Here is a 17,777-nt window from a genome sequence, read left to right on the forward strand (position 1 = left end):
TACTTATAAAAGTGATAGTCTATTAAATTTTTATTCATTATAGCATAGTAATACTAGAGTGACAATTATTGTGACTGAAGTTTTTTTATTAATTCTTCTGCCACATTTTTGGGGATGCCAATCCCTCTAAATTCCTCAAGGGTTGCCTCTCTCATTTTCTTAACGGAGCCAAATTCCTTTAATAGCTGCTTCTTGCGTTTTTCGCCAATCCCAGGAATGTCGTCAAGTAAGGATTGGAATGCAGTTTTACCGCGTGTCTGCCGGTGGAAGGTAATCGCAAAGCGGTGAACTTCATCCTGGATTCGCTGGAGTAAATAAAATTCCTGGCTATTCCGGGCAAGCGCTACAATTTCTAATGGATTCCCATACATAAGCTGTGATGTGCGGTGCTTCTCATCCTTGACCAGTCCAGCAAGAGGAATGTCCAGCCCCAATTCATTTTCTAGTACATCGCGGACAGCTTCTACATGCCCCTTTCCACCGTCAATGATGATCAAATCAGGCAGCGGAAGCTCTTCCTTTAGAGCCCTCGAGTATCTTCGTCTCGTTACCTCTCTCATCGATTCATAATCATCCGGGCCTTCAACAGACTTAATTTTATATTTCCGATATTCCCGCTTGTTTGCTTTGCCGTCTGTAAAAACAATCATCGCTGACACCGGGTCTGTCCCTTGAATGTTAGAGTTATCAAAGGCCTCGATCCGGTGGGGCGTATATATGCCAAGCATTTCTCCAAGGTTTTCAACGGCTTTGATCGTTCTTTCCTCATCTTTTTCAATAAGAGAGAATTTTTCATTCAAGGCGATTTTCGCATTTTTAATTGCCATTTTGACAAGGTCCCTTTTCTGACCCCGCTGCGGCTTGATGACTTTTACTTCCAATAACTGCTCAGCCATCTGCAAATCCACATCGTCCTGGATGAGAATTTCCTTCGGTTTAAAATGGTTCGTCTTTTGATAAAATTGGCCGAGGAAGGTAAGGATTTCTTCTTCCGGCTCATTATAGATAGGGAACATCGAAACGTCTCGTTCAATCAGCTTCCCTTGGCGCACAAAAAATACTTGAACACACATCCAGCCTTTGTCAACGGCATAGCCGAATACATCACGGTCAGTAAAATCAGTCATCGTGATCTTTTGTTTTTCCATGATTGTTTCAATATGAATGATTTTGTCACGGAATTCCTTTGCTCTTTCAAAATCAAGCTCTTCCGCGGCAGCCTGCATTTTTTCAGTTAGGTCCTTTTTTATTTCATTATAACCGCCATTTAAAAAGCGGGTAATTTCATCGGTCATTTGTTTATACTGTTCTTCAGAAACCTCATTTACGCAAGGCGCCAGGCACTGCCCCAAGTGATAATAGAGGCAAACTCGGTCAGGAAGCGTAGAACATTTGCGGAGCGGGTAAATCCGGTCAAGCAGTTTCTTTGTTTCGTTGGCCGCGCCTACGTTGGGATATGGACCAAAATACTTACCTTTATCCTTTTTTACTTTTCTTGTAATAATTAGCTTTGGGTGTCTTTCTGCAGTCAGCTTAATAAATGGATAAGTCTTATCATCCCTAAGCATGACATTATATTTTGGGTCATATTTTTTTATTAAATTTAATTCAAGCAGAAGTGCTTCGATATTGGATGAGGTCACGATATACTCAAAGTCTTCAATCTCATTTACCAAGCGAAGTGTTTTCCCATCATGCGAACCGGTAAAATAAGACCGGACACGGTTCTTTAATACTTTCGCCTTACCAACGTAGATAATCGATCCTTGACGATCCTTCATCAAGTAGCAGCCGGGTTGATCCGGCAGCAGCGTTAACTTTTGTTTAATGGTTTCATTCATTCCGGCCGCTCTCCTCTCTGCCGTTTTAATCATATACTTATAAATTTTAAAACAATCTGCAGGTAAATTAAAGTGGGAGTCTCTAGAAATAAAAAAACCTTAACCGATATTCCGGTTAAGGTTTTTTTGTTTTGAAGATTATAGATGTTTTTGTAGTAATCCTGCTAAAGCTTCTTTTGGTTGGAAGCCGACAGTTTTATCAACAACTTCACCGTTTTTCAACACTAGTAAAGTTGGAATGCTCATTACTCCAAAATTAGAAGCTGTCTGCGGATTTTCATCCACGTCAAGTTTCGTGATTTTTACTTTATCTCCCATTTCAGCATCAAGCTCTTCTAAAACTGGCGCAATCATTTTGCAAGGTCCGCACCATGGTGCCCAGAAATCTACAAGAACAAGACCTGAACCTGTTTCAGCCGCAAAGTTTTGATCTGTTACGTGTGCAATAGCCATTTTTCATTGCCTCCCTAATTAATACTTAAATCTAACGAAAGTATAACATCGAATGGAAAATCACGCTAATAATCTGTTTCGAAGGTAATTTTCCCTTTTTGCCTAGTAAGTATTCTATGCAAACTCATGATAAAGGCGAGCGGAACATCCCGCTCGCCCTCATTATTTATTATGAATGAACTTTAAGCTTTTTAAACTCTTCAGTTAAAAGTGGAACAACTTCGAACAAGTCACCAACGATACCGTAGTCTGCCACTTTGAAGATGTTTGCTTCAGGATCTTTGTTAATGGCTACAATAACTTTAGAGTTGGACATACCCGCAAGATGCTGGATAGCGCCGGAAATACCGCAGGCAATGTATAGGTCAGGAGTTACAACCTTACCAGTTTGCCCGATTTGCAGTGAGTAATCGCAGTATTCAGCGTCACACGCACCGCGGGAAGCTCCTATTGCTCCGCCTAATACAGCAGCCAATTCTTTTAGAGGTGCAAAGCCTTCCGCGCTCTTCACGCCGCGTCCGCCGGAAATAACGACTTTTGCTTCGCTCAGGTCTACACCTTCAGTAGCTTTTCTAACTACCTCTTTAACGATGGCGCGAAGGTCTTTGATTTCTACAGAAAGGGAAGAAACTTCGCCGCTTCTTGACTCATCTTTTTCAAGTGGAGCAATGTTATTTGGTCGAACGGTTGCAAAGATTAAGCCGTCAGTCACAATTTTCTTTTCGAATGCTTTACCGGAATAGATTGGTCGTGTAAAGACAACGTTTCCTCCAGCCACTTCAACAGCTGTAGCATCAGAAATTAGACCTGATGAAAGCTTAGCAGCAATTCTTGGAGAAAGGTCTTTTCCAAGTGCTGTATGACCGAAAACAAGACCTTCAGGCTTTTCTTGGTCAATGACAGCTAATAGTGCTTGAGAATAGCCATCTGATGTATACTGCTTTAATTTTTCGTTTTCAACAACAACGACGCGGTCTGCACCGGATTGAATTAATTCTGCACCAAGGCTTTGTACTGCTTCTCCAAGCAATACTCCTACTACTTCTCCGCCTTCAGCAACAGTTTTAGCTGCAGCAACTGCTTCAAAAGATACATTACGTAAGGATCCGTCGCGAACTTCTCCTAAAACTAATACTTTTTTAGACATTAGTGTTTACCTCCTGCAAATCAATTTTTATGATAAACCGATTAGACTACTTTTGCTTCAGTGTGGAGCAGTTGAACAAGTTCTTTTACTTGGTCGGCTAAATCGCCAGATAAAACCTTGCCTGCTTCTTTCTTTGGCGGCAGGTAAATTTCAATTGTTTTTGTTTTAGCTTCCACATCATCTTCTTCAAGATCAAGATCATCTAATTCCAGCTCATCAAGAGGCTTTTTCTTTGCCTTCATGATCCCAGGCAATGATGGATAGCGCGGCTCGTTCAAGCCTTGCTGAGCAGTTACTAAAAGCGGAAGGCTTGTTTCAATTACTTCAGAATCCCCTTCAACGTCACGAGTAACAGTTGCCTTTGTTCCATCGATTTCAAGCTTTGTAATCGTGGTTACGTAAGGAATGTTTAGAAGTTCAGCAACACGCGGTCCAACCTGGCCAGATCCGCCGTCAATGGCAACATTTCCGCCAAGGATTAAGTCAGCATTTTTATCTTTTAAGTATTCAGCAAGAATTTTGGCAGTTGTAAATTGGTCGCCATTTTCAACGTCATCTTCAGTATTGATGAGAACAGCCTTATCTGCACCCATGGCAAGCGCAGTACGCAATTGCTTTTCAGCTTCTTCGTTGCCGACAGAAATAACGGTTACTTCGCCGCCGTTTGCATCACGGACCTGAATCGCTTCTTCAATGGCGTATTCATCATAAGGGTTAATGATGAATTCAGCACCATCTTCATTGATTTTGCCGCCGGAAATCGCAATCTTTTCCTCTGTATCAAAGGTTCTTTTCATTAATACAAAAATGTTCATGGTTACCCTCCTAAATATTCAAACATTTGTTTAGTTTGAAAGATTGAAAAAATTTTTTGTAAAAAAATATAATAAGCTTCCTAGCGAGCACTCGCTCGGAGGACTAGGAAAGTTTATTCACCTTTAAAATGAGGTTCTCTTTTTTCAATAAAAGCTTGAATGCCTTCTTTGGCATCTTTTGAAACAAATACTTCACCAAAAAGTTCTGATTCCCGCTTTACACCTTCATAAAATTCTTTTGTTTTTGAATAGTTTAATAGTTCAATAGCGGCTTTGACAGAGCCAGGGCTCTTCTTGGCAATTTTTCCTGCAAGTTTATAGGCTTGTTCTAAGACTTCATTTTCCGGATAAGCATGGTTAGCAAGCCCATATTGAACCGCTTCCAATCCAGTGATTGGCTCGGATGTTAACATCATCTCCGCCGCTCTTGCTGTTCCAACATATTTTGGCAGACGCTGGGTACCAGCAAAGCCTGGAATGATCCCAAGCTGCAATTCAGGAAGACCTAGTTTCGCGTTTTCGCTAACAAGACGGATATGGCATGACATTGCCAGTTCCAGCCCACCACCTAGAGCTGCACCATGGATTGCGGCAATAATAGGTTTTGGAAACTTCTCCATCCGGTCAAACAAATCTTGTCCAAATTTGCCGAGGTTTGAAAAACCTTCTGAAGAACTTACCGTTGTAAATTCTTTAATATCGGCACCTGCCGAGAAAAAGCGGCCTTCACCATGGATGACAACTGCTCTAATCTCGCGGCTTGGTTCAATTTCATCTAGTGCTGCGGTTAATTCCCGTAAAAGGCCTGATGAAAGCGCATTTGCCGGAGGACGCTGCAACGTAATGGTTGCGATGGAGTCCTCCACTGACCATTTTAAATATTCCATAGTATCCCTCCTCTAATTTGTGATCTAGCAGCCTGCAAACCCGTTGATTAAAAGACGATGGACTTTAGGTGCAAGCGCTGTTAAGTTAAACTTCTCCTCGTTCAACACCCATGAAGTAACGATTTCATCAATGGTGCCAAAGACCATTTGCCGGGCCAGTCGAACATCCAGGGTTTCTGAAAACTCACCAGTTTCTATGCCTTCAATGATAATCTTGTCGATCACCTGCAAGTAGCCTTTCAGAACATTATTGATCCGCATCCGCAATTCCTTATTGGATTGGCGTAATTCCAGCTGTGTGACGATTGCCATATGATGGTCTTCCGATAGAAGCTGAAAATGAGTTTCAACCAACACTAATAATTTCTCTGCCGCCGTCTTTTTTCCTGCAATTTCTTCATCTATTTTTTCAACGAAACTACCCATTTTTTCTTCAAAGAGTGAGATAAGGATGTCTTCTTTGTTTTTAAAATACAAATAAATCGTGCCATCAGCCACTCCTGCTTGCTTGGCAATCTTTGCAACCTGGGCTTGGTGGTAGCCGTTTTCAGCGATGACAATCACTGCGGCATCGATAATTTGCATGTATTTTGGTTTCATTTTTTTCACTTACGTTCCCCCCTTTGAAGAAAAATTTACAAACCAATCAAATTAAAAAAGAAAAAATATGAATGAATCATCATTCATATTTTTATAATAGTTTTTATATAACTTTCTGTCAAGAAAGACAAGCTATTTTCTTCATAATATTTTAAAAATTAATATTTGGCAAGTTACGCGTGCTTTTTAGCCTCGTCTTCTAATTTTTGAATTTCCTCTTCGACCAGCATTCTTCGCAGTATTTTTCCTACAGCAGTTTTCGGAAGTTCACTTCTGAATTCGTAAAGTCTTGGCACTTTATAAGCAGTAAGAAATTTTCTGGCATACTTGTTCATTTCCTCAGCAGTAACCGTTACGCCCTCTTTTAAAACAATGTACGCCTTAACCGTTTCACCCCGATAAGGGTCAGGCACACCCGCGACGACGGCTTCGACAACATCGGGATGTTCATATAAAACTTCTTCTATTTCACGCGGATAAATATTAAATCCGCCGGCGATAATCATGTCTTTCTTCCGGTCAACCACATAAAAATAACCCTTTTCATCCATGTATCCCAGATCACCTGTATACAGCCAGCCGTCTTTTATTGTTTCCGCTGTCTCCTCTGGCCGATTCCAGTAACCCTTCATTACCTGTGGACCTTTAATGATGAGTTCGCCAATTTCTCCAGCAGGCATCTCTTCTCCCGTTTCAGAAGATACAATTTTGGAATCCGTATCAGGATACGGTACGCCGATGCTGCCCTTAACTCTTACTGCCCCCCATAAGAAGTTGGAGTGAGTAACTGGTGATGCTTCTGAAAGACCATAGCCCTCGACAAGCTTACCACCTGTAATAGCCTCAAATTTTTCCTGGACTTCATGCGGAAGCGGAGCCGAGCCGCTGATACATGCCTCAATTGATGATAAATCATATTTTTTCAAATCTGGATGTTTTAACAGGCCGATAAAAATCGTTGGTGCTCCCGGAAAAAGTGTTACACGGTGTTTTTGTATCGTTTTCAACGTCTCAAGCGCATCAAATTTAGGCATTAAAATTAATTTAGCGGCCATCTTTACGGACAGAATCATAACCGTGGTTAAGCCAAAGACATGGAAGAACGGCAATATTCCCAAGATGACTTCTTTTGCTGGCTGGGCTTTAAAGACCCAGGCCTGGTTCATCGTGGTATTGGCATTAACATTTTTATGGGTTAGCATGACCCCTTTGGCCACGCCGGTCGTTCCACCGGTATATTGAAGCATGGCAATATCTTCATCAATTTTGAAGTCATATTCCATTAATTTTTTCTTCTTTTGTTTTAAAACCTCTGTCAGCAAATGGGTGCTGCCCTCATGTTTTACATTTACAACAATTCCGTATTGTTTTTTCTGGATGTAAGGGTAAACTAAGTTTTTAGGAAATGGGAGGAAATCTTTGATAGCGGTAACAAGGATGTGTTTTAAAGCAGTGTGCGGCATTACTTTTGCGACGCGCGGGTAAAGAATATCCATTGTGACAATGACCTTTGCGCCAGAATCATTCATTTGGTGTTCAAGCTCTCGTTCTGTGTATAATGGATTGGTTTCCACGACTACCCCGCCTGCGATCAGAATTCCGAAGAAGCAGATAACGTTTTGCGGGCTATTCGGAAGCATAATTGCAACACGGTCACCCTTTTGAACTCCAAGATTCGCCTGCAGATAGCCGGCAAAGCTTTGGGCATCTTCATAGAGCTGTTTAAAGGTAAGCTCCTTCCCCATAAAGTGGAGTGCCACTTTATCCGGAAACTTCTTGGCTGTTACTTCCAAGTATTTGTGTACTGGTTCTGTGGAGTATTCCAGTGTGGCAGGTACTTCTTTAGGATAATTTTTCAACCACGGTTTTAACTCCGACATAATATGCCCCCTTATGTTTATTAAATTGTGAAAATTCCAACATCTAAACCTATTATAGAACAAATTTTTACAATAAACAATTTCCATTTCCATATCTTGAAATAATTACTACCTTTTGTCTATCAACTAAATAAGCAATAGTTTATCTAGTCTATTCACGTTTCAAATTCATGATTTTTTTGTTAATCATTATGTTTATAAAATAAAAAATCACCGTGCAATAATTTCACACGGTGATTTTCCTTAATTTAAAATAAGAGATAGATAACGCCCAGCACCACGAATAGTCCGCATAATCCTATTAGTACTTTTGCTAATGTTTCCACAAACTCTCTCCCCTTATGATATTCCTGCCCCGATGACATAGGATAGCCCAATGGAAATAATCATCGAAATCAAGCCTACAGCCCGATTATCATTTTGAATTTCTTCATCAATTTTAAACTTTGGAGTTAAAAATTCAAAGATAAAGTAACCGGCCAGCAGCAGTACAAAGCCGTATATGCCCCAGCCAATCATGGAAAGCAATGAACCGTGGTCTTCAATGGTATGTCTAAAAATATTGGCAACGCCAAAAATTTTTCCGCCGGTTGCCATTGCCACAGCCAAATTTCCCTTCTTTATTTCATCCCAATTTTTGTATTTCGTAACCATTTCGAAAATGGCTAAAAATACAATCATACATAAAATGACAACACTGTAATAGGCCGCTATTTGAATATATTCGTTTTCCCAGAACTGGTCCATTGCCTACTCTCCCCTGAATCTATTTGCTAATCGGAATTTTTTCAAATTCCGAACGCATAAATTCAACTACTCCTCTGCCTTCGTCCTAACGGACTTGTCAATCGGCGAGTTTTCATTTAAATTCAACGACGGTGACACCTGAACCGCCTTCACCGGCTTCTCCAAAGCGGATTTTCTTGACGGAGCGATGGTTCCGCAAATACTCCTGAACTCCTTGTCTCAATGCACCTGTTCCTTTTCCATGGATAATGGAAACACGCGGATAATTGGCCAGCAGGGCATCATCAATATATTTTTCCACTTTTAAGAGAGCATCCTCATAACGTTCTCCCCTTAGGTCCAATTCAAGCTTCACATTGGAATCCCGCCCCCTAACAATCGCCAGCGGCTTCATTTCCGTTTGTTTTGTTTGAGAAGCACCGATATATTCTAAATCCTTTTCTCTAACCTTCATTTTTAAGATGCCTATCTGCACCTGCCATTCGTTATCCGAGACTTTATCCACCAGAATTCCGTTTTGGTTAAACGTAAGTACCTTTACCTCATCCCCTGGTGTGAAAGTATACTTTTTCGTTTTCTTATTGATGAGCTTATCCGATTTCTTGATTTCCGGTGCCGCGCCTTCTAGGCGCCTTTTTGCTTCAATTAATTCGTGTTCTTTGATATCAGCATGCTTTTCGGTCCGCATCTTGCGAAGGTCGCGAATTACTTGCTCCGCTTCTCTTTTCGCCTCTTCGACGATTACCTCCGCCTTTTCTGCGGCTTTCTCAAGCATCGAGTCCTTCTTCTCATAAAACTCGATCATTTGCTGTTGCAAGTCTTTGTGCAGCTTTTCAGCCTGCTTTAAATAATCAAAAGCCTCATCACGGTCGTTTTCAGCCTGACGTCTGCTTTCTTCAAGAGAGGCAATCATCTTGTCAATTTGATTTGTATCCTCGCTTACATGCGATCGTGCTGCCCCAATGACCCGCTCATTCAGGCCGAGCCGTTTCGAGATTTCAAAAGCATTGCTCCGGCCTGGGACGCCTAAGAGCAGCTTATAGGTTGGACTTAATGTTTCTACATCAAACTCCACACTTGCATTTAACACACCTTCACGGTTATAGCCGTATGCTTTTAATTCCGGGTAGTGGGTTGTAGCAACTACCCTTGCTCCTCGATTATGAACTTCGTCTAGAATGGAAATGGCCAATGCAGCCCCCTCCTGTGGGTCCGTACCAGCCCCCAGTTCATCAAACAGGACGAGGCTGTTGAAATCAACCCTTTCTAAAATGTCAACAATGTTCACCATATGAGAGGAAAAAGTACTCAAGCTCTGTTCAATCGATTGCTCATCACCAATATCGGCGTAGACGGCCCCGAACACAGCCAGCTCAGAACCATCCAGGGCTGGTACCTGCAGGCCCGCCTGTGCCATCAAGGTGCATAGGCCGAGTGTTTTTAAGGTAACCGTTTTTCCCCCGGTGTTTGGACCGGTAATGACAATGGTCGTATAGTCTTTGCCGAGCATAATATCGTTCGCGACCACTTCCTCGATAGGAATTAAGGGGTGTCTTGCCTTATATAAGGAGATTCTGCCCTCATTGTTCATCGCCGGCATTGACGCTTTTATCTTTCGCCCATAGCGGACCTTTGCAAAAACAAAATCCAAATTGGCCAAAATCTTTACAATGACCTGAAGTTCACTCTCGTATTCTGCTGCCTTGGCGGAAAGCTCTATTAAAATCCGCTCAATCTCCAGATGCTCTTTCACTCGGATATCCTGGAGCTGGTTATTCAGCTGCACAATCACTTGGGGTTCGATAAATAGCGTCTGCCCCGATGAACTTTGATCATGAATAATCCCGCCATAATGCCCGCGGTATTCCTGCTTTACAGGTATGACAAAACGGTCATTACGAATCGTTATAATCGCATCGGAAAGCATCTTTTGAGCACTAGAAGAGCGAATCATGCTTTCCAGCTTTTCACGTACCCGCGCTTCGCTGGTACGAAGCTGATGTCTTAACGAACGAAGCAGTTCGCTTGCGCCATCAAGGACTTCACCGCTTTCGTCAATGGCCATTTTGATGGCCTGCTCGAGATCCGTTAGTGGAATAATTTGATCCACCTGATCAAGTAATATTGGAATTTCCGTCCGTTCCTCAGCAATTTCCTCCAGAAAACGCTTCATTTGGCGGCTTGTATGAATTGTGCTGGCAATCTGCACAAGCTCATGCGGGCTCAAGACACCACCAATTACAGAGCGTTTTATATGCGGGCGGATATCGTGAATGCCTGAGAGCGGTACATTGCCTTTTATACGTAAAACAGTTGCCGCCTCATCTGTTTCGGCTTGCAGCTTAACGACCTCATTGTAATCTGTTGAGGGCACCAAATTTTTTATTTTTTCTCTCCCAAGGGAGGAGGAAGCGTGCTCTAACAGCTGCTCCCTGACCTTGGTAAACTCTAAAACCTTTAAAACTCTATCTTGCATGAGGGCGAGCCTCCTTTTTTATCTATTATGCAGAAAATTAAGCAAGTCCTTTTTATCCAAGGCATTAATTACAGTTGATTTTTTAATCCAGCCTTTTTTAGCCGCGGACACACCGATTTCCATATGCTTTAATGTATCCAATTGATGGGCGTCGGTGTTGATTACTATTTTTACGCCAGCCTCCTGGGCTTTCCGTAAATGCTCTGCGGCAAGGTCAAGCCGGTTTGGATTCGCGTTCAACTCTAATGCTGTGTTCGTTTCTTTTGCCAATTGGATCAGTAGGTCCATATCCACTTCATAGCCCTCGCGACGGCCAATTTTGCGGCCGGTCGGATGGGCGATTAAATCAACATGGGCATTTTGCAGCGCGTTCTTTAGGCGCTCCATGATTTTTTCCTTTGGCTGCGAAAAAGCTGAATGGATGGAGGCGATCACAAAATCCATTTCCGCTAGAAGTTCATCCTCGTAATCCAGACTGCCGTCCGGTAAAATGTCCATTTCCACACCAGATAAAATCAAAAAGTCATCATATTTTTCATTTAGCTTCTTAATTTCTTCTTTTTGCTGCAACAGTCTTTCGCGAGTTAATCCGTTCGCCACCTTCAGATACTGAGAATGGTCGGTAATAGCCATGTATTGATAGCCCCTGGCCCGGCAGGCCTCCACCATTTGTTCAATGGTATGTGCCCCATCACTCCAGGTCGAATGCATGTGCAGGTCGCCTTTGATGTCTTCAAGTTCGATTAATTCCTCATCGGCTTTGAATGTATCTACTTCGCGGCCATCCTCTCTCACTTCAGGAGGGATAAATGGAAGGTCGAAATGCTTGAAAAATTCCTCTTCGGAAGAGAAGGTGAGGATTTCCCCTGTTTCCAAGTTTTCAACGCCGTATTCACTTATTTTTTCGCCGCGTTCCTTAGCTAATTGTCTCATGCGCACGTTATGGTCCTTTGAACCGGTAAAATGGTGCAGCGTTGTAATAAATTCCTCCGGCTTCACCAAGCGGAAATCAACGGATATATCATAATCAAATTCCAAGGTAACTGATACCTTTGTATCCCCTGCGCCAATCACTTCTTTAATATTCGGCAATTTTAACAGCTGTTCACGGACAGTTTCTGGCTGATCAGTAGCAATGATAAAATCCAGATCCTTAATAGTTTCCCGCATCCTCCGCAGGCTTCCGGCCCTTGAGAACCGGTCAATATTGGTGAATTTCCCCAGGTTCACTTCAATCCACTCCGCAATCGGAAGCATGTAAGCAAGGGGCAGGCGCTCTGGTCTTGTCCCCACGTTCGAGATTGCACTTAAGATTTTTTCCTCCGTCTTCTTTCCAAAACCCGCCAGCCCCTGTACTCGGCCGGCTTCACATGCTTCTTTTAAGCTTGATACATCGGTAATTTCTAATTCCTGATAAAGCTTGGAGATTTTTTTACCACCAAGACCTGGGATTTGCAGAAGCGGAATCAAACCTGGCGGAACCTCTTCCTTTAGCTCCTTTAAAACGGTGGAAGAACCTTCCTTTATGTATTCTTCGATAACAGCAGCCGTCCCTTTGCCGATACCGGATAGTGCTGTAAAGTCGTCTATTTCTAATAAACTTCGTTCGTCCGTCTCCAAAGCATTTGCAGCCTTGCGGAAGGCCGAAATTTTAAATGGATTCTCACCCTTTAATTCCATATAAATCGCGATTGTTTCCAATAAACGAATGACTTCTTTTTTATTCACTTCCATAAACTCCACCTGCCTTTAATTAACACATTTTCATTTTAACCTTTTTTCCAACAATAGAAAAACTTCTCTGCATTAGAGAAGTTCACGCAGCTTTATATTCGATCCACCAGTCCTTAATCTGCTGAGAAAGAACAGGGGTGTAATTCACAATCGCCTTTGCCATGAAGGAGCCATCTAGCATATTTTGGAAAATCTCAATTGGTAATAAGGCGCCAATATATAATACAATAAAGATAATTAAATAGACTTCCAAAAACCCTAAAATTCCACCAGCCCATACGTTCAACAGCCTTAGTACCGGTAAATGGGCGATAAAATCAAACATGGACCCGATAATCTGCATAATCACCTTTACAGCAAAAAAGATAATAACAAAAGCAATCGCCCGATAAAAGGCGGTCTCCATGTTTGCGGCATCAGTGATAATTTTTAATGCCGTATCCTCGCCAAGGTTTGGGTAAGGAATCCAAAGGGTCAGTTTTGGTGCAAGATCGTCGTAGTAAATATAGGCGGCGATGTAGGCAATTATGAACCCTGTTAAATGTACAAGCTGCAGGATAAAGCCTCTTTTCAGGCCGACAAAAAAACCAATAATTAAAAATAAAATAATCACTAAATCTAACATTGTTTTTATTCCTTTTCTTTTTGAAGTTCTATCGTCAGTCGTTCCATCTCTTCTTTTATTTTGATATAATCATTGACTGCGTTAACTGCTGTTAAAACTGCAAGTTTATTTACCTCGAGTCCTGGATTCTTAGAACTAATTTCGCGCATTTTAGCGTTGACCAACGATGCTACATAGCGAATATGACTCGGACTTTCCGTGCCTAAGATCACGTATTGTTGCCCGTAAATTTCTACGGTAATTCTATTTTTCTGAGTATTCGACAATGTTAATGCCCCTTTCAGGAATCCTACAGTATATCATAACATGAAAAGATTAAAGTCGAAAAGTTGTAATAATGAATATATTTAATAGAAATGTGGTGCTTTTAATGGCAAATGTTGTTTTAGTATGTAATATGAATACAATTTTAAAGATGAAAGACTTTTACAGCAAGCATTTAACGGATAAGGTTCCGCCCGGAAGCGTGTTTGCCGCGAAAACTCCCGGTTGTGCCATTACCGCTTATAAATCGGGAAAGGTTTTGTTTCAGGGGAATGATTGTGAGAAGGAAGCGGGAAGATGGGGCGGGGCCGCTTCAGGAGCCGGGCCTGCCACGAAGGCAGCCGGCAATGGAAAAATGACGTCTTCCTCTGCCAAGGCAGGGGCGGGGCTTCCGGCCGGTTTTAGTGAATGGTCTGTCATTGGTTCGGATGAAGTCGGAACTGGGGACTTCTTCGGTCCGATTACGGTTGTCGCTGCTTATGTACGGAAAAAGGATATTCCTTTATTAAAAGAATTGGGAGTTAGAGATTCGAAGGATTTAAACGATGACAAAATAATTGAAATCGCAAAGGTGATCAAGGATATTGTTCCCTTTAGCCTCATGACATTAAAAAATGAAAAATATAATCAGGTTCAGGCGGCAGGAATGTCACAGGGAAAAATGAAGGCATTGCTTCATAACCAGGCGATATTGAAGGTTTTAGAAAAAATTTCACCGGAGAAGCCTGACGCTGTTTTAATTGACCAATTTGTGCAGTCGGGAACCTATTATCAGCATCTTAAAGGGCAGAAATCCATTGTTAGGGAGAATGTTTATTTCAGCACGAAGGCCGAGGGCATCCATTTAGCCGTGGCCGCGGCAAGTATTCTCGCCCGGTATGCTTTTATCCAATACATCGATAAACTCAGCGAAGCGGCCGGTTTTCGCCTGCCGAAAGGGGCCGGGTCTCAGGTGGATGAGGCTGCTGCCAAGCTTATTTTGAAAAAAGGGCAAAGAGTGCTGCCAGGGTTTGTGAAGATTCATTTTGCAAATACGGATAAGGCGCTGGCATTAGTAAGGAAAAAGCAGAAGTAATGGATAATGGGGAGCTATTAATCCACTTTATGCTTTTGTTTTACCGGGTTGTGGTCATATGAATCCTTTATAAGGCCACTTCTCTGTCTTATTTATTGCATTTTTGTCTTATGAACCTTTTATAAGACCACTTTCCGGTCGTGCTTGTTGACTTTTGGTCTTATGAACCTTTTATAAGACCATTTTCTGGTTGTGCTTGATTGGCTTTTGGTCTTATGAGCCTTTTATAAGACCACTTTCCGGTCGTGCTTGTTGATTTTTGGTCTTATGAACCTTTTATAAGACCATTTTTCGGTCGTGCTTGTTGGATTTTGGTCTTATGAACCCTTTATAAGACCATTTTCCGGTTGCTTGATTGGCTTTTGGTCTTATGAACCTTTTATAAGACCACTTTCCAGTCGTACTTGTTGCTTTTGGTCTTATGACACATTGTAGGGTGAAGATTAAAATAATCAAAGGGAGTGCAAAAAGTGATGAAGAAATTAAGTGACCAAGAAATTTCAGAAGCCCTTAATGAATTAACCGGCTGGAAACTGGACGGAAAGTTCATTGTAAAAAAGTACCGCTTTCAGGAATTTTTAAAAGGGATTGCATTCGTTAATGACATCGCCCAATTATCCGAAGAAAAAAATCACCATCCATTCATATCGATTGACTATAAAATGGTCACTTTAAAAATAACCTCCTGGCATGCTGGAGGTTTAACCGACCTAGATATCTCCCTTGCAAAACAATATGACACCCTCTACGAAAAATACAACTAAACGCAAAAAGAGTATCCACGCCAATGGATACTCTTTTTTAATACTTATCCCCTTAAAACCGCACCTGCTTGCTCTTTTAATGCCTCAAGCACGCGCGCGTGAACCTTTGTTACCTCTTCATCTGTCAAAGTACGTTCTGGATCCACATATTTCAATGAGAACGCAATCGACTTCTTGCCTTCCTCCATCTTATCACCCTCATATAAATCAAAGACATAAGCTTCTTTCAAAAGAGGTGAACCAGCTTTAACGATAATATCCTTCAACGTGCCTGACACCGTTTCTCTGTTTACTACAAGAGCAATGTCTCTTGTAATGGATGGGTAGCGCGGAATAGACTGATATTGCAGTGCTTCCGTTTCTACACCAAGAACTGCTTTTAATGATAATTCAAATACATAGGTATCTTTTAAATCTAGGTCTTTTTGGACGCTTGGATGCAGCTGGCCGGCAAACCCGATTTTCGAGCCATCCAACCGGATTTCAGCGGTGCGCCCTGGGTGCATGCCTTCTACTTGTGCTTGAACATATGAGACACGTTCTGTCAGACCTAGCTTTGCGAATAATCCTTCCAAAATACCTTTTAAAACGAAGAAATTAACAGGTTTCTTTTCGCCCTGCCAAGAATGATTGTTCCAAAGACCGGTAATCGCTCCAGCCAAATGCTCTTTTTCTTCAGGAAGAACTTCCACACCGTTGGATAAAAAGACATTTCCGGTTTCGTATACTGCTAGGCTGTCATTTTGACGAGCACTGTTGTATTTCAATACTTCCAGCAGCTGTGGCAGGATGCTTAGGCGAAGTATACTGCGGTCTTCGCTCATTGGCATCGCCAGGCGAATGAAATCCCGCTTTTCCATAGCAAACTGAGATGCTTTTTCTTCACTTGTTAAAGAATAAGTTACGGCCTGGTACAGACCGGCTCCTTCTAAATAAGCACGGACGACACGGCGTTTCTTTTGGTATTCAGATAGCTTTCCTGGTGTTGTGGAACCAATCGGCAAGGTTTTCGGGATGTTGTCATAGCCGAATAGGCGGGCAACCTCTTCGAGTAAATCCTCTTCGATTTTGATATCGCCGCGGCGTGTTGGTGCCGTTACAGTAACCGTGTCCCCTTCAACAGAAACCCCAAATTGAAGGCGGTTGAAGATGGCTTCCACATCCTTCATTTCAAGGCCGGTTCCAAGTACGCGATTGATTTTTTCAAGAGTAACTGAAACCACTGCCGGCTCAACAGTTAATGTATCAACCTCTGCTGCACCTTCTAACACTTCACCGCCAGCGTACTTAGCCATTAAGTAAGCTGCACGTTCACCAGCAACACGTACACGGTTCGGGTCTACCCCTTTTTCAAACCGGGCGCTAGCTTCACTGCGCAGGCCGTGATCTTTAGACGCTTTTCTTACTGTTGCTCCGTTAAAATAAGCTGCTTCCAATAACACAGTAGTCGTATCAGAAGTTACCTCAGAATTGGCACCGCCCATTACACCAGCAAGCGCAACAGGTTCTGTTCCGTTCGTGATCACTAAATGGTCAGCCGTTAATGTGCGCTCTACATCATCAAGCGTCACAAATTTCTCGCCATCATTCGCACGACGGACAAGGATTTCTTTTGAACCTAAACGGTCGTAGTCAAACGCATGAAGCGGCTGGCCATATTCGAGAAGAATGTAGTTTGTGATATCAACCACGTTATTGTGCGGACGGATTCCCGCAGACATTAAGCGGGTTTGCATCCAAAGTGGTGACGGCCCGATTTTCACATTTTTAATCATTTTCGCAACGTATAGCGGATTATCCTCAGTCGCCTCGACAACAACCTTTACATAATCCGTTGCCTTTTCACTAAGCGGCTCTAGGCTTGTTTCCGGAAGCGTAACCTCTCTGCCAAGAATCGCTGCCACTTCATAAGCAACACCTAACATGCTTAAGCAATCAGCACGGTTTGGCGTTAACCCAAGTTCAAGAACTTCGTCGTCGCGATTCAACAAGGCAAGTGCATCTGTCCCGACCTCTGCATCTGCTGGAAAAACAAAGATTCCTTCTGCGTATTCTTTAGGAACAATTTTTCCTTCCATGCCAAGCTCTTGTAGAGAACAAATCATACCATTTGATTCTTCCCCGCGAAGCTTCGCTTTTTTGATTTTAAAATTTCCTGGAAGCACGGCGCCTACTTTCGCAACGGCAACCTTTTGTCCTTGGGCGACATTCGGTGCACCGCAAATAATTTGAACCGGCTCACCTTCGCCAATATCAACCTGGCACTTGCTTAATTTATCGGCATTTGGATGCTGCACGCGTTCTACAACGTGACCAACAACTACACCCTTAATGCCCTCATTCAGGATTTCTACACCTTCTACTTCAATCCCGCTTTTGGTAATTTTTTCAGCTAATTCATTTGCCGAAACTCCAGTTAAGTCTACGTATTCCTGGAGCCATTTATATGAAACGAACATATCGTCAACC

Annotated in this window: 15 protein-coding genes; 2 read left to right on the forward strand and 13 right to left on the reverse strand. The window is 42.3% G+C overall.

The genetic code is table 11. The features are described from left to right. Window positions 1-65: 65 nt before the first annotated feature. The 12 genes from uvrC to zapA all read right to left on the reverse strand — a co-directional run bounded on the left by uvrC (window position 66) and on the right by zapA (window position 13,471). On the reverse strand, window positions 66-1,841 hold the full coding sequence (gene uvrC / locus ACFPA1_RS16830) for an excinuclease ABC subunit UvrC (RefSeq protein WP_378584243.1): 1,776 nt from the start codon (window positions 1,839-1,841) through the stop codon (window positions 66-68). Window positions 1,842-1,979: 138 nt separating this feature from the next. After that, window positions 1,980-2,294 carry a thioredoxin gene (gene trxA, locus ACFPA1_RS16835; RefSeq protein ID WP_378584245.1) on the reverse strand — a complete coding sequence of 105 codons (315 nt, stop codon included), beginning with the start codon at window positions 2,292-2,294 and terminating at the stop codon, window positions 1,980-1,982. 169 nt (window positions 2,295-2,463) lie between these two features. Further along, window positions 2,464-3,441: an electron transfer flavoprotein subunit alpha/FixB family protein gene (locus ACFPA1_RS16840; protein WP_378584247.1), complete on the reverse strand. Its 978-nt coding sequence runs from the start codon at window positions 3,439-3,441 to the stop codon at window positions 2,464-2,466. 41 nt (window positions 3,442-3,482) lie between these two features. Then, entirely contained in the window at window positions 3,483-4,256 is a 774-nt protein-coding gene (locus ACFPA1_RS16845; RefSeq protein ID WP_213144659.1) for an electron transfer flavoprotein subunit beta/FixA family protein, read from the reverse strand. Between the two features lie 113 nt (window positions 4,257-4,369). Beyond that, complete coding sequence (locus tag ACFPA1_RS16850) at window positions 4,370-5,143, reverse strand: enoyl-CoA hydratase (RefSeq protein ID WP_378584248.1); 774 nt, start codon at window positions 5,141-5,143, stop codon at window positions 4,370-4,372. Between the two features lie 24 nt (window positions 5,144-5,167). Then, window positions 5,168-5,752 (reverse strand): TetR/AcrR family transcriptional regulator, encoded by a 585-nt coding sequence (locus ACFPA1_RS16855; protein WP_378584250.1) that lies wholly within the window; start codon window positions 5,750-5,752, stop codon window positions 5,168-5,170. Window positions 5,753-5,916: 164 nt separating this feature from the next. After that, window positions 5,917-7,623: an AMP-binding protein gene (locus ACFPA1_RS16860; RefSeq protein WP_378584252.1), complete on the reverse strand. Its 1,707-nt coding sequence runs from the start codon at window positions 7,621-7,623 to the stop codon at window positions 5,917-5,919. A gap of 339 nt (window positions 7,624-7,962) precedes the next feature. Further along, window positions 7,963-8,370 carry a DUF350 domain-containing protein gene (locus ACFPA1_RS16865; protein WP_378584253.1) on the reverse strand — a complete coding sequence of 136 codons (408 nt, stop codon included), beginning with the start codon at window positions 8,368-8,370 and terminating at the stop codon, window positions 7,963-7,965. 112 nt (window positions 8,371-8,482) lie between these two features. Further along, entirely contained in the window at window positions 8,483-10,846 is a 2,364-nt protein-coding gene (locus tag ACFPA1_RS16870; RefSeq protein WP_378584254.1) for an endonuclease MutS2, read from the reverse strand. Between the two features lie 18 nt (window positions 10,847-10,864). After that, window positions 10,865-12,580, reverse strand: coding sequence for a DNA polymerase/3'-5' exonuclease PolX (gene polX / locus ACFPA1_RS16875; protein WP_378584256.1), 1,716 nt, complete (start codon window positions 12,578-12,580; stop codon window positions 10,865-10,867). A gap of 82 nt (window positions 12,581-12,662) precedes the next feature. Beyond that, a complete protein-coding gene (locus tag ACFPA1_RS16880) occupies window positions 12,663-13,205 on the reverse strand; it encodes a CvpA family protein (RefSeq protein ID WP_378584258.1) in 543 nt (180 codons plus the stop codon). Window positions 13,206-13,210: 5 nt separating this feature from the next. After that, window positions 13,211-13,471 (reverse strand): cell division protein ZapA, encoded by a 261-nt coding sequence (gene zapA, locus ACFPA1_RS16885; protein WP_213144651.1) that lies wholly within the window; start codon window positions 13,469-13,471, stop codon window positions 13,211-13,213. Between the two features lie 104 nt (window positions 13,472-13,575). On the opposite strand from zapA, the gene rnhC reads away from it, so the two are divergent. Both rnhC and ACFPA1_RS16895 read left to right on the forward strand, forming a co-directional pair. Next, window positions 13,576-14,544, forward strand: coding sequence for a ribonuclease HIII (gene rnhC, locus ACFPA1_RS16890; protein WP_378584260.1), 969 nt, complete (start codon window positions 13,576-13,578; stop codon window positions 14,542-14,544). 473 nt (window positions 14,545-15,017) lie between these two features. Further along, window positions 15,018-15,308 (forward strand): 4a-hydroxytetrahydrobiopterin dehydratase, encoded by a 291-nt coding sequence (locus ACFPA1_RS16895; protein WP_378584416.1) that lies wholly within the window; start codon window positions 15,018-15,020, stop codon window positions 15,306-15,308. 44 nt (window positions 15,309-15,352) lie between these two features. On the opposite strand, the gene pheT is transcribed toward ACFPA1_RS16895, so the two are convergent. Then, window positions 15,353-17,767, reverse strand: a complete 2,415-nt coding sequence (pheT, locus tag ACFPA1_RS16900; RefSeq protein ID WP_378584261.1) for a phenylalanine--tRNA ligase subunit beta — start codon at window positions 17,765-17,767, stop codon at window positions 15,353-15,355. Window positions 17,768-17,777 lie beyond the last annotated feature (10 nt).

The organism is Neobacillus sp. GCM10023253, assembly GCF_042653105.1.
Lineage (GTDB): Bacteria > Bacillota > Bacilli > Bacillales > Cytobacillaceae > Neobacillus > Neobacillus citreus.

Excerpts from the sequence above, each read along its gene's own strand:
- uvrC (WP_378584243.1), bottom strand. The coding sequence starts at position 1,841 with ATGAATGAAACCATTAAACAAAAGTTAACGCTGCTGCCGGATCAACCC.
- trxA (WP_378584245.1), bottom strand. The coding sequence starts at position 2,294 with ATGGCTATTGCACACGTAACAGATCAAAACTTTGCGGCTGAAACAGGT.
- ACFPA1_RS16840 (WP_378584247.1), bottom strand. The coding sequence starts at position 3,441 with ATGTCTAAAAAAGTATTAGTTTTAGGAGAAGTTCGCGACGGATCCTTA.
- ACFPA1_RS16845 (WP_213144659.1), bottom strand. The coding sequence starts at position 4,256 with ATGAACATTTTTGTATTAATGAAAAGAACCTTTGATACAGAGGAAAAG.
- ACFPA1_RS16850 (WP_378584248.1), bottom strand. The coding sequence starts at position 5,143 with ATGGAATATTTAAAATGGTCAGTGGAGGACTCCATCGCAACCATTACG.
- ACFPA1_RS16860 (WP_378584252.1), bottom strand. The coding sequence starts at position 7,623 with ATGTCGGAGTTAAAACCGTGGTTGAAAAATTATCCTAAAGAAGTACCT.
- ACFPA1_RS16865 (WP_378584253.1), bottom strand. The coding sequence starts at position 8,370 with ATGGACCAGTTCTGGGAAAACGAATATATTCAAATAGCGGCCTATTAC.
- ACFPA1_RS16870 (WP_378584254.1), bottom strand. The coding sequence starts at position 10,846 with ATGCAAGATAGAGTTTTAAAGGTTTTAGAGTTTACCAAGGTCAGGGAG.
- polX (WP_378584256.1), bottom strand. The coding sequence starts at position 12,580 with ATGGAAGTGAATAAAAAAGAAGTCATTCGTTTATTGGAAACAATCGCG.
- ACFPA1_RS16880 (WP_378584258.1), bottom strand. The coding sequence starts at position 13,205 with ATGTTAGATTTAGTGATTATTTTATTTTTAATTATTGGTTTTTTTGTC.
- rnhC (WP_378584260.1), top strand. The coding sequence starts at position 13,576 with ATGGCAAATGTTGTTTTAGTATGTAATATGAATACAATTTTAAAGATG.
- ACFPA1_RS16895 (WP_378584416.1), top strand. The coding sequence starts at position 15,018 with ATGAAGAAATTAAGTGACCAAGAAATTTCAGAAGCCCTTAATGAATTA.
- pheT (WP_378584261.1), bottom strand. The coding sequence starts at position 17,767 with ATGTTCGTTTCATATAAATGGCTCCAGGAATACGTAGACTTAACTGGA.